Raw genomic sequence first — 12,734 nt, forward strand, 5'->3', positions numbered from 1 at the left:
TAAACAATGGTTAAAACGGGCTTTTGTACATGGCCTGCTCAGCTCAAGTACGTTACTTTCTCACTTCTATTACTTTGGGCTTGCACTTCTTTTGCGGCAACATTCAATATGGACTTTCCTGTGCGGCTAAATACTGCCGACGTGGGGCAAGTATCTGCCGCCACCAATGGGATTGAAATTGCCACTATTTCTGCTGCTGAGTTCAAAAACAATTTGCACACGGTTCTTAGTGACGACGTCAATAACTGGCTTGCCAGCCTAGGAGATGCACCAATCACCTTAGAAGAGTTTGCCAAGCAAGGTATTGTTCTGCAGATGCAACCACAAGATCTCACCATAGAGATGACACTTGCGGAGAAAGCAATGGCAACAGACAGCTTAACATACGGTAAGCAAAAGCACTTTGATAAACCAAGTGGTGAGGCCCATTGGGCAATGCTCAGCAACTTTAATTTGAGCCATGAACGCAGCAATAATAACCATGATTACAGATCCCAGCTCGAATGGGCCATGAATGCCAATATTGGCGGCAGTGAAGGTCTAAACTGGCGTAGTTCGTTATTTTGGGAGGAAGGAAGCACGCAGACCAGTGATCTATATCGTGGTGATATCGCTATATTCTACGACCAGCCTGAAACGCCGCAGCGTTTTACGCTTGGTGATACAGAAATGAATAGTACAGGCCACCTTGCAGGCGCTCAATTGGCAGGATTCAGCATAGAAAGTGCCTACTCAAGACTGCAACCTCAACGCAGAATAACGCCGGGAAATAGTCAACAGTTCGTCTTACCTCGTGCCGCTAATTTGGAAATTTATATCAATGACTTTTTAATATCTCGGATTAGATTGAAAGCCGGACGTTATGACTTGAGTGATCTGCCTCTCACATCTGGTGTCAATAATATCCAAGTGATTGCGACCTACCCAAACGGTGACACGCAAGAGTTTTATTTCACCACGCACTACAATGCTAGGTTACTTGCAAAAGGTTTAAGTGATTACGCGTTTGCCATTGGTCATTTGTCTTCTATTGAGCAAGGGCGTTACGAGTATGATGACGAACTTTTTGTTTCTGGCAGCTACGAGTACGGCGTCACCAATAAACTCACGCTCGGGATCAATGGCGCAGCCCACCCCAGCGGTCATGTCGTGGGCACGATCGCGACGGTTAATAGCGTGGTAGGCAACCTATCATTGCGTTATTCACAGAGCAAGGCATACGCCGCACAGTCTGGTAATATTTACTCTATTGAATCAGAACACAGTGTATTTGGGCACGGTAATTTTGGCTCACCCAATTTACGATTAGGGTATGAAGTTAGACAAGACTTTACCAACACTCCTTGGCAGGAATTTAGCACTATTTCAAGTAGCAAACGCGCATTTGCGGATTACAGCTATTTTATTAACGATCACCTAGACTTTAACGTGAACGCGTCTCGTGACAAAGGCGAAGATAATTATATTACGGACAATGCCGCGATAGAGTTTAACTTGCGCTACGAAGATATCCGCGTCCGCACGGGCTTTTCGCATACGGATAGCACAGACACGCGCGTCATCTCTGAGAACCAATTTTTCTTAAACTTCACTTGGAATCACTACGCACGTAATACTGATAATCGTGCTCGAGCACAATATAGCAGTAGGGACAAGGTAGCGAGCGCCAGTTATGCGAAAACTAACAATAACTTTGTCAACGACTATGGCTATGAAGTGCGAACAGAAAAAGGGCGAGATTTCAGACAAGAGCAACTAGAAGCAAGCTATACGGGCGCATTTGTCAGAGCAGATATCAGCGCGACGAATTATACCCGCGACCAACAACGGGCGGATAGTAGCTCCAGCATCAACCTCTCTACTAGTTTAGGCATTGCAGATGGTCACTTTGGTATGGGTGCGACCACTACGGCACCGTTTGCAATCATCACCAAACATCACACACTCAGCGACTCAGATGTCTTGGTAAATGTGGACCGTAAAGGTCGAGCACAAACCAAGCCCAGTGAACACATTGGTGCACTGGTGGAAATTGGCACAGGGTATACCAATTCACAATTAAACATCGATGTACCAGATGCGCCGCTTGGTTATGATTGGGGCCCAGGTATGTATGTATTAGTCGGTGGCGCCACAACCGGACACCATATCCAAATTGGTTCAGAGCTCTCTTATACTGTGATTGGAAATCTGTTGGATGATCAAGGCATGCCTATTGCAATGAAACGAGGTCGTGTGATTAAACTGCAAGAGCAAACGAACATAGATAATACAGCCGAAAGTATACCCATATTTACCAATCGTACTGGACGTTTTGTTGTGGAAGGGATAAGTGTAGGTAACTATGCCGTTGAAATAAACGAGATGACCGGGCAATTTAGTGTAACAGACGCAGAACAACGTTTTATTAGAGTCGGCGCATTACAGCTTACGCATAGCCAATCTAAAGGAGGCGATAACAAATGAAGATGATACTATTTACCGTGCTATCTCTGAGCCTGTGGTTGGTGACCCCTAGCGCAGCGGCTAGATGGTATGACTGCGATGGTACGATGCTGGCAACATCAAACCCAACAGACATTATTGAAGAACATAATAATCGAGTCACTGTATATTTACCTATTAAGATCCAAGTCTCCGACAGTTTGTTAGACTGTGCGGATGAAATATGGGTCGAAGATGTATATTACTACTCAATGGTATTTTCAGGCCCAACTCAAGACAAGTATGCCAAATTATACGACGCGCAGTTTAAAAAAATCAGAGTAAGAAATGGTATTTGGCGTTCTGATCTCAAAGACCGTTCAACCCAAATGTGGGTTAGACTAAGACACTACAGCTTATTTCCTGCGGGTGCATACACAGGTCACGTTATTGTATCTGTCGTCAAAAACAATGAAATCATTGATGAGCAATACTTAGACTTAACCTATTATTCTGAGCCACAAGTTGCCATATCTTTATCAAACTCGAGTAAAGGAAAAGTTTCAGGCAGCAATGGGCATTATCATATCGACTTGGGTGAACTAAAAAGTAATATGCGCTTTAATTGGGGCATTAAGATTTTGAGTAATAGCTCATACGATATCGTCGTAGACTCTGAGTACAACGGGTTGCGTCATCAAACCAACACTCAGGCACTGATAGACTACTCTATCAAGTTTGATAATACACAAGTCTCCTCCTCTGAGCGTCTCTATCGCAGCTATCACTTTTATCCGGGTGTCAAAAATAAGTGGTATGGGTTTGAGTTCAAACTTGGTAACGTTGAGTTGATGCCTGCGGGTACTTATCAAGATAACTTGTCGCTGACGGTTTATCCTAGATAGTGAATATTAATCGTTGCAGCGTAATGAGCATTTAGGCTGCAACTAACCTGATAAAGTCGATTTGCATGATCAAATTCGCCACTATTTCGACTGTCTTTTATCTCGCCCACACGTATTCACTACACTTAACGACTTGATGCGTCGCAAACCCTCTCACCAATACATGAGATTACACGCACTCCAATGTCATAGAATCAACACACCGTAAATTATCCCCCCATTTACCCACTCGTCAAAATATCGTCATGCAAAGAAATGTGGTACTCAAAAGTGCCATGCCACTGCGTCAAAAATCCGTGATACACGCTGTGAAGCTAGAAACACGAGATAAAAGCCATTTCCGCACCTCTAACAGTGGGATACCCAAAAACCAAACAAAACTATAACCAACTGTTTTATATAACATAAAAAAATAAAAGCACAAAAAACAAAAAAAATAAAATATTTATTCATATTTGGCACAGCCATTGCATTTAAATAATCAACAAGGTGACAACACCTAATCATTAAAACCAAATAAAAACTAACTCTGTGTTTTGTTTAAGGGGAAAAAGCCATGAACGTATTACTAAAATCTTTACTAGCTGCAACTGCAATCACTTCAATGGGCGCTGCTGCGGCTGTTTTAGATACATCAGGTACTGAAGCGAAGTTCACATTTGAAGGTACTATCGAGCCAATGTGTAAAACTAGCAGCGGAAATAACAACAGTGTTACAGGTCTGAAGCTAGACTCTTCGCAGCAAACTCAAGAAATTGGTACACTTGATGTGTGGTGTAACACAGGCGAAAACGCAACCACAGAATACACCTCAGCAAATGGCGGTTTCTTAGTTGCAAACAATGCACAGGCTAGCAAAATTGCATACACACTAAACATTGGTGACACGGCAGGTATCGACCTACAAACAGGTGCTTACAAGCACACTAAAGCAACTGCTGCAGGTACTGGTAGCACGGGTGACACTCAAGCGACATCGCTGAAGATTACACCACAGTCGAACGGTCTAAACGATGCTGGTACTTATTCTGATACCATCACTGTTACAGTAAGCCCTAACTAATTAAGAACTTAGGCAGCGCAGTTTATGGCTTAATCTATACTGCCTAAACTACTGAAGGAGCCCACTACGTTCGTAGTAGGCTCTTTTTATGCCTAAGACATCAGTTATTATAAATTTCGAACACCAGTATTCATACTGAGATTATCCAGCATTTAGCGAAGCGGATCACATTCATATCTGACTATGTTCAAAGTCTCACTAACCTTCAACTTAAAAAGCAACGATAAGCAATATTGAATGTATAAGAACCATTCGATTAAATAAGACTAGACACGCCCCCTTTTGGATTAGAGCATCAATTTCAAAGACTTTTCATGAGTAGGTGAAATGAAATAAGCCTAAATAGAGACAAATAAAATGCATGGCTTAAATTACTCATCGGAAATAGAAATCACCGCATAAAAATTTAAATAACTTTTAATGATACTCTTAGCAGCGCACAAAAAATCGACATTTACGCAGACAGCAGATTCCCTGAAACACTCGATTTAGCAACGGCTAAAGGCAATGTTCAAAGCATATATAAGTTACAGAAAGAGATATTACCGACTGGTATATCGTTTGGATAGTCGATAACTGGCGCCAATCGCGCCAGCCAGTCAATCACTTTTCTTTTGATTAAGATAACCGACTTCCTAATAAAGATGACACCAATTAAACGTCTGTTTGATTACCAGCCATGTCCTTTAAAAAAGAAAGCGCCTGCGCTCTTGTCATTTCTTCAGGATCAAATTCCGTTTGTCCGTTTTTTCTGAGCAGCTCATAGAATGACTCTGACCCTGCCGCATAGCCCATTTTCCAAAGCTCAAAAGTTGGCTGCTCAACTTCATCATAACTTAAAATTGTTGCTCCTTCATGGCGAGGGTCGTCGGCAATATCTAGGTATAATTCGTTAACAGTTTCTCTATCACCTTCAAGGGCTTGTAAGAAAAACTCGTTTTCAAAGCACAACATGCCACATACTTTTAGCTCACTATTATTTGAGCGCGCAGTCTCCAAAATATTACGCAAATCTGACAGATTCATAGACCGTGAAGCCTGACTATAATACACCAACCGTACTAGTTTCATTTTATCACTCTCCCAGTAATTAACGAATGTCGCTTATCTTTAGGCCAAATTTTAATCATTGGCTATAGTTATTAAAAATACAAGGTAAGGCGCTCATTGTTATGGAAAATTCAGTGAATCAAATGGTGGTTGTAGTAGGCCCTGAGTCTGCAGAGTTAGACTACGTACTGACACAATTGCAGGTTCAAGTGTACCAGGTAGATGCCTTTAAACAGTTTAAAAAAACGTTTCGAAAGCATCGACCGGGTGTATTGATTTTACATGTCAATGACGCCGATTCGGAGGCCCTTACGTGCCAAGTCTTGTCTCATGTTAGGGTCGGGCTTCAAGATAAAGATACGATATTCATCGTCGCGCATTCACAACAATACATGCCGGATGCGTTAAACTGGATTGAGGAATATAGTATCGCCAGTTTTATTACCTTATCCGCCGATAAAAAAGCGATAAATCAAAGTGTCATAGACCGAAATATCAAAGCCTGGCTGCGTTTCGTGCAAGTCACCGAACAGCATCAAGCAGAAAGTAATTTACTAATGAGCGTCGCGCATTTGCATCGTAATAATAATAATGTCAATGAAGTCATGCTGCAGTTTATGCAGGCGCTATCAAGCATTGCATGTGCATCCGTGCAATGTAGGATCAAGATAAATGCACAAGGCGAAGGCACCTTAACAAGCTGTGCGCCAGCGCTAGATACACTTGAAAGAGCGTTGACACAAGCATTTCATTTACCCACGCTTCCCGCATACTTACAACGCGCATTAACTGAGAAGAAGCCCCAAATCGACTTATTGCCTGACGCTGAGGCTTTCTCAAACCTTAGCCAGCTACTTAACCTAAAGCTAAGCAGTTATCTCATTTTCCCTATTGTAGTTTACGGTAAAGTACTAGAAATGATGATATTTTTTATAGACGAAAACGCAATGGAATCCGTTTCAATGCGGCAGATAGATGTCATCAGTAAAGCGGCTGAACAGTTAACAATGTTGTTAGAAAGAAAAGAATCTGAAAGACGGCTAAAAAAACAATGTACCAGATTGAAGAGCGCACTGATTGAATTAAAGGAAACTCAGGAGCAACTCGCACACAGCGAGAAAATGGCGACAGTTGGTCAATTTGCCGCGGGTATCGCACATGAAATCAACAATCCACTCTCTTTTGTTCTTAGTAACTTTGGCTCAATGGACAATTACCTCGACAGTATATTAAATTTGCAAAATTTACATGATCAATTTCTCAGTGCTGTTGAAATGGGGAATCAACACCGCAAAGACGAAATAAAGGATGAAATCACTCACTATCGCGGTCAGTCTGAGATTGATTTTATTTATGATGACATGCGAGAAATCGTTGCTCAGTCCCAGATGGGGCTGGCTCGAGTAAGTGACATTATCAAAGATTTACAATCATTTCATGGCAAAGCGCAACATGCTCAACTCGATCTAAAAACCTTGCTAGCAAACAGCCTCGCGCTACTTCAATCTACCAACCCGAGCGATATTCCGATCGAAACTAACTTTACACATCACAGCGAAATCGTATCAAATGCTGGGTTTATACAGCAAATTCTTACAAACCTCATAAAGAACGCCTTTCAAATACTCGAGCTAAATGCCATTTCAGAACCCATCATTGAGGTAAGCTCTACCGAATTAAACGGAGTAATTTCCATCTCGGTCACTGACAATGGGCCAGGCATCAGTATAGAACAACAAAAACGTGTTTTTGACCCTTTCTACACGACTAAAAAAGTGGGGGAAGGTACAGGGCTGGGGTTAGCCGTCAGCTATAACTTAAGTAAACGCTTAGGAGGCAGTTTACAGGTCAACTCACAAGTGGATAAATATTGTAAATTTACGCTTGTTTTGCCAATTAATGCTGAGGGGTCACCCCAATAAAACTCTCGGTATTTAAAGGAATTTGGCCTTAATGTGCTCATCAGCCTCGATTATCCATACCTTGGTTGATGAATACAGCCACCACAAGTTTACGTAATTCAATATATAAATTATTTTTAAGACTTGTGATTATTCCCTTAAATACAATTTAACCTTCTTAAAAAAACACACAAGTACTTTAACCATTTGTTTTGTAAATAATTGTGAAATAGTCGGTGGCAACCTATTATTCAAATAACCTTCATGAAAATGGTAAAAATATCGTCACAGCTAGCCCGCCATATTTACGGTTCCTAAACGACAATTTTCCATGGTGCGCGTCAATAATCTCCCGACACAATGCAAGACCAAGTCCCGTTCCAGCGTGCTTTGTAGAATAAAAAGGCAATAGTGCATTTTCTAAGACCTCAGGCGCCATACCCGGACCGTTATCTGATATTTCAATGTACAGACCGGTTTGGTCATCAACCTGTATTGATAAGGAAACCACCTTCTCTGTGCTTTGCTCTGAATAAGCTTCATGGGCATTTTTTAAGATGTTTATTAAAACCTGCTCAATTTGATGCTCATCGGCATTGACTAGCACATTCGGAATATTGGTCACTAGGGTGAACTTATAAAGTGTGCCAATCTGCTCCAGCAAAGTTTTCCAATCGACAGGGTGTTTGTCAGGCATCTTTAACTTTGACAGAGCACCATACCCTTTTATGAATTCATTTAAATGTCCAATACGCCTTGAGATGGAACTGAAGACACGGTCTAATCTCGGCTCATCTAAATTTTGTGCCAACAATTGCCCCGAGTGGCACATAGAGCTAATGGGGGCAATTGAATTATTCAACTCATGACTGATAACCCGAATCACTTTTTTCCAGGTTTGTACTTCTTGACGACTCAACTCACTGGTGATCGATTTGAGTAAATATAAAGTGTTATTGGCTTGATGAATACGAACACCAGATTTAGCCAAATGCCACGCTTGTTCCTCACCTTGCGCATTTTTTAACGTAAAAATGCTCTCGCCATTTTGATTGAGCGCTTGTACAAAATCAGGGTTTAAATTCACGCAAACATCTGACCAGTGATAGCCCAATATCGAGTCGCCATGATTAAACATCAGCTCAGCAGCCCGATTCGCAAAAATAACCTTCTGATTTGCGTCAACTAAAAACGTCACAACCGGAGACGTATTCAGCACTTTATCTAGCAACATTTCTCGCTGGTATAAATGTTGACGCTCTTTGCGCAACTTGTCAGCACAGAGGTTGAATAACTCAAAAACCGCATGCCTATTTTTACTGTTATCGATCGGAATACTGACCGAAAAATCTGAGTCCATTAAACTTAATAAACCTTGCTCTAGGCTCCGATCGTCAATTTTTCGCTGTTGGGCACGCTGATAAAATAAATACCCAATGAGCCCATTGAGACAGATACCAGCAGAGAGTATCCACCAAGGGGATTGGGCTACAAACAAGTATGCGGCAACTGAAAACATCACTTGACCCATGAAGGCTAGCAACAGCATGTTATTCGCCTCTGGCCAAGTTAAACTTTTCTATTCGTCGATATAGCGTTTGTCTACTTAAACCTAGCTCCTGCGCAGCATGGGCTATGATCCAATCATGTTTCTCCAACACCGCTGATATATGTTCCTTTTCACTCAAGGTAGGTGTGTGCTCTTGTCCACTCAGCGCTGAGGTATTGACCACACCACCGTGCGCAAAAATTAAAGCCCGTTTGCACATGTTTTCTAATTCACGTACATTGCCAGGCCAAGGGTGCTGTAATAAAAACTGCTCAGCATCTTTTGTAAGCTGATGGGCATCACCAATAAAGTGTTTCGCAAGCGCCAGAATATCCCCCTTGCGTTTATTCAAGGGCAAAATACACAGCTCCATCCCATTTAAGCGGTAAAACAAATCTTCTCTAAACTGACCATTTTTGATATCAATGAGTAGATTAGCATTGGTTGCACTGACGACTCTCACATCTACCTTTTGCGTTACATTTGAACCCAAGCGTTCAAATTCGCCTGTTTGTAGCACACGCAGGAGTTTCATTTGACCAGATAAAGACAGGTTGCCTATTTCATCTAAAAACAAAGTACCACCATCAGCAGCCTCAAAGCGGCCCATTCGTGCTTGATTGGCCCCAGTAAAAGCGCCTTTTTCCGCCCCGAATAACTCAGCTTCCATTAACTCTTGTGGTATTGCCCCCATATTCACTTTTATGAATGGAGCGTCTAATCGTGCCGACTTTTGGTGGATATAGTCAGCCAGCTTTTCTTTGCCTGAACCGTTTGGCCCTGTAATCAATACATTTATTTCTGCTGCCGCCACCTTCGTGGTGGTAAAGATTAGTTCGGCCATCTCCTTGCTCTGATAAATCAATGCACTCGTTTGAGCTGGCTTCACAGCAACCGAAATATGCTCAGAGATTGTCTCCAATAACTTTCGATCATCCCAAGGTTTGGGTAAGTAATCTGCCGCGCCGGATTTAATGAGCGTAATGGCCGTTTCTAACTGGCTCCATGCTGTGATAATGATAATTGGTAATGTTGGGTTCAGTTCTTTTAGCGCATAAAATAGCTGTTTGCCCTCCTCGCCAGATGTAGTGCCCTCACTGAAATTCATATCTTGGATCACGAGATCGATTTTTTGCCGCGATACACTCAGCAAGGCCTCTTTAACCGTACTGGCGCTAATTACTTTGTAATTATGTATGCTCAATAACAAATCCAAAGCATCTAAAATATCGGGGTTATCATCAACAATAAGAATCGTGTTCATAACTTGCTATCTAACCCCACTCTCCAAAGCGGTAAGTGGGGTCTATGTCCTTTTTTAAACTGTGCGAGTAGCCGTAACAGGCGCTATTTTTGTTGTTTTCCAAGCTGGTAGCCAAGTGGCAATCGTACCAGAGATAAACACAATCATAACACAACTTAAATAGCTGATTACATCTGGCTTTGGCATGGTAATTACTTTACCTAACAAGATGTTAATGCCAATTACACTGGCAATACCTAATCCAGCAGCAACGGAGCTGATAAGCCAGTTTTCACTCATCACATACACTAATACATCTTTTTTACGCGCGCCCAAAGCACGTCGAATCCCGATGAGCTTTTTCTGCTTCGATACATGGAAATGTGCATGGGCAAAACTGCTGATCATCGTCACGCACAGCATAAATGCAGTGAGCAGGCTAAACAATGTGGCTAAGCTCGTTGACTCTTTGTAATAATCACTGTGGTGCGCTTTCATGGTAAAAATCTCTTTAATATCTCGCTCTGGATGCACCTCCTTCATCGCTGAGATTATCTTTTTCTTAATCTCCTGTACATTGCCAGGGGTAACCTTAAGTAAATAGAACATTCTCGCTTGCGCCCGCGCCATATTTCTGAACTTAAAGATCCCATAATGCGCATATTTACGAGATGGGGTGATCGCTAAATCTGACACCACCCCGACCACACGACCTTCATTTGTTTGCTTGCCAACTGCAGATTCTCCTGGATATAGCGCTTGCGCCAAAGATTGTGTCAAAATGATATTGGGTTCAAAGTCCATGCTTGCCAAATACCCACGTGTCGCATTATCTGACGCCTCAAAATCTCGCCCTTGATAGATATTCGCACCCAGTAACCGAAAAAAGTCTTGCCCTGTATAATAAGTAGGAATGCCATTGAACTGACTATCTACAGGTACATCTTGCGGGTGGTTAATGTCTTCAATTGAGTGGAAATTCCCTCCTCGCATAAGAGGTAGCTGGTTCGTGTATGATACAAGTTCAACCTCCGTTAGGTTTTTAAGGGCAGCCATGTCTTCTTCCACCACGGATAAAAAGAAGTCCGCATCTAAAAATGCCTCTGAAGTGGGCCTAATTTGGAATGCCAGCACATCGTCCATTTCAAAACCCACATCGCGGGACATTTTTTCATTCGCCTCAATACTCAACAGCAAGCTATTGCATGCCAGTCCTAAGGTTAAAATAAGTTGAAAAATGAGCAATCCAGTAGCAAACTTTCTCAATAACATGGATTTAAATAATGCTTTGATATTCATATCAGTTTCCTACTTTAAAATGCTTGCAAGTGATGTACGTGTGCCTTGAATAAGCGGATACACTGTACTTAAAAGACTCGAAGTCAATGCAACACCAAGCCCAATAACCAACATGTGTAAAGGCAACTCAGCGACCGGGGCTAACTCATCAAAAAGCTGTCGGTATAATGCTAATAGGCTAAATGCCAACACAAACGACAGCAGTGCACAAATAAGCCCTAGAATGATACTTTCTATAACGCCTTGAAAAAACACCTGCCTCTTACTCGCCCCCACTGCACGCCTTAGGTTTGCTTCAAACTGACCCGCTTGATACCTTGATAGCATCAAGCTATTGGCATTGAAAATACATACCAACAAGAACAAACCCGTTGCAATCGTGAACGCCAGTAAATCCTTATTCACCACTTCATTTTTAGCCAACCATTCATTAACGTTGTAGAGTCTGTTGTCCACCTCATGACGGTGATTGCCCTTCTCTTTTAACTGCTCAGAATAACTGTCTATGAAAGTTTGAAAGGCCAGTCGCTGCTGCTGGTCCAGCAATTCAACAAATACTTGAACGTAGTAGGCGTTGATCTGGCGTGTTTCTTTGAGTGTTGTGTAGCTATCAGTCGACATTGTGCGCGCGAACACAGCCCAGTTGTTGTCTATTGCCACTTCAATAGGGACAAAGATATCATCCGTCTTATCGAATGCTTTGCCCTCTGTTGCATGGTAAAATAGTGGACGCATTTCCCAAGGGGCCAGTACCCCTACAATATTGTAGACTTTGCCTTGTAACTCCAGTTGTTCACCTACACTATTGGCACCGCCAAACAACGTTACATTTAACTCGTGGCCAATCACGATGCTATTGCTATGTTCGTTTTTCCATGGCTCACCATGTGCAAATTGGGCGCCCATGATTTCAAAAAATGAGGCGGTCGTGGCACGTGTCGGGCTTGCATATCGCGTCAAATCTTCCGCATCGGCTCTTCGGCTGTAAACCATACTGGAATAATGCATGGTCGCATTGTTAGCCACTTTTGAGTCGAGAATTGCCTTCGCGTCGCTATATCTCAGCACATGCATACTCCCAAAAGTATTGTTTGCACCGGCGTATGTATTCATATTAACGCTAAATATTTGTTCACTTTTGCCAGGGATCGGATCTTTTGACATCAGTGACAACATAGACAAGTTTGCCAACAAAGTCCCAATACCAATAGATAAGGTTAAAATCACCAGAGAGAAAAACAGGGGGGTCCGCTTAATATTTCTTAAAAACAGATGGATATAATATAAAAACATTTCCATG

At 42.1% G+C, this 12,734-nt stretch carries 9 protein-coding genes; 4 read left to right on the plus strand and 5 right to left on the minus strand.

The features are described from left to right. The first annotated feature begins 6 nt into the window (after positions 1 to 6). From L1286_RS09300 to L1286_RS09310, 3 genes are all read left to right on the plus strand, one after another. Entirely contained in the window at positions 7 to 2,466 is a 2,460-nt protein-coding gene (locus L1286_RS09300) for a fimbria/pilus outer membrane usher protein (protein ID WP_235406629.1), read from the plus strand. Beyond that, complete coding sequence (locus L1286_RS09305; protein WP_235406630.1) at positions 2,463 to 3,329, plus strand: hypothetical protein; 867 nt, start codon at positions 2,463 to 2,465, stop codon at positions 3,327 to 3,329. Before L1286_RS09300 ends, L1286_RS09305 begins: the two co-directional genes overlap by 4 nt. 556 nt (positions 3,330 to 3,885) lie before the next feature. Further along, positions 3,886 to 4,392, plus strand: a complete 507-nt coding sequence (locus L1286_RS09310; protein ID WP_235406631.1) for a hypothetical protein — start codon at positions 3,886 to 3,888, stop codon at positions 4,390 to 4,392. Positions 4,393 to 5,046: 654 nt separating this feature from the next. Here L1286_RS09310 and L1286_RS09315 read toward each other — a convergent pair. Continuing rightward, positions 5,047 to 5,463 carry a BLUF domain-containing protein gene (locus tag L1286_RS09315; protein ID WP_235406632.1) on the minus strand — a complete coding sequence of 139 codons (417 nt, stop codon included), beginning with the start codon at positions 5,461 to 5,463 and terminating at the stop codon, positions 5,047 to 5,049. A gap of 101 nt (positions 5,464 to 5,564) precedes the next feature. On the opposite strand from L1286_RS09315, the gene L1286_RS09320 reads away from it, so the two are divergent. Beyond that, the gene (locus L1286_RS09320) at positions 5,565 to 7,364 is read left to right on the plus strand and encodes an ATP-binding protein (protein WP_235406633.1); all 1,800 of its coding nucleotides are present in this window, start codon (positions 5,565 to 5,567) and stop codon (positions 7,362 to 7,364) included. Positions 7,365 to 7,605: 241 nt separating this feature from the next. On the opposite strand, the gene L1286_RS09325 is transcribed toward L1286_RS09320, so the two are convergent. From L1286_RS09325 to L1286_RS09340, 4 genes are read right to left on the minus strand one after another with little or no spacing between them, the layout of a single operon-like run. Continuing rightward, on the minus strand, positions 7,606 to 8,892 hold the full coding sequence (locus tag L1286_RS09325; protein WP_235406634.1) for a sensor histidine kinase: 1,287 nt from the start codon (positions 8,890 to 8,892) through the stop codon (positions 7,606 to 7,608). Between the two features lies 1 nt (position 8,893). Further along, positions 8,894 to 10,156: a sigma-54-dependent transcriptional regulator gene (locus L1286_RS09330; RefSeq protein ID WP_235406635.1), complete on the minus strand. Its 1,263-nt coding sequence runs from the start codon at positions 10,154 to 10,156 to the stop codon at positions 8,894 to 8,896. 54 nt (positions 10,157 to 10,210) lie between these two features. After that, positions 10,211 to 11,434, minus strand: coding sequence for an ABC transporter permease (locus L1286_RS09335; protein WP_235406636.1), 1,224 nt, complete (start codon positions 11,432 to 11,434; stop codon positions 10,211 to 10,213). 9 nt (positions 11,435 to 11,443) lie between these two features. After that, positions 11,444 to 12,733, minus strand: a complete 1,290-nt coding sequence (locus tag L1286_RS09340; RefSeq protein WP_235406637.1) for an ABC transporter permease — start codon at positions 12,731 to 12,733, stop codon at positions 11,444 to 11,446. Position 12,734: the final 1 nt, after the last annotated feature.

The organism is Pseudoalteromonas sp. SMS1, from assembly GCF_021530565.1.
Lineage (GTDB): Bacteria > Pseudomonadota > Gammaproteobacteria > Enterobacterales > Alteromonadaceae > Pseudoalteromonas.

Bases quoted from the DNA above. Each gene is read 5' to 3' on its own strand.
- L1286_RS09330 (WP_235406635.1), bottom strand. From the start codon at position 10,156: ATGAACACGATTCTTATTGTTGATGATAACCCCGATATTTTAGATGCT.
- L1286_RS09305 (WP_235406630.1), top strand. From the start codon at position 2,463: ATGAAGATGATACTATTTACCGTGCTATCTCTGAGCCTGTGGTTGGTG.
- L1286_RS09325 (WP_235406634.1), bottom strand. From the start codon at position 8,892: ATGCTGTTGCTAGCCTTCATGGGTCAAGTGATGTTTTCAGTTGCCGCA.
- L1286_RS09340 (WP_235406637.1), bottom strand. From the start codon at position 12,733: ATGGAAATGTTTTTATATTATATCCATCTGTTTTTAAGAAATATTAAG.
- L1286_RS09320 (WP_235406633.1), top strand. From the start codon at position 5,565: ATGGAAAATTCAGTGAATCAAATGGTGGTTGTAGTAGGCCCTGAGTCT.
- L1286_RS09315 (WP_235406632.1), bottom strand. From the start codon at position 5,463: ATGAAACTAGTACGGTTGGTGTATTATAGTCAGGCTTCACGGTCTATG.
- L1286_RS09310 (WP_235406631.1), top strand. From the start codon at position 3,886: ATGAACGTATTACTAAAATCTTTACTAGCTGCAACTGCAATCACTTCA.
- L1286_RS09300 (WP_235406629.1), top strand. From the start codon at position 7: ATGGTTAAAACGGGCTTTTGTACATGGCCTGCTCAGCTCAAGTACGTT.
- L1286_RS09335 (WP_235406636.1), bottom strand. From the start codon at position 11,434: ATGAATATCAAAGCATTATTTAAATCCATGTTATTGAGAAAGTTTGCT.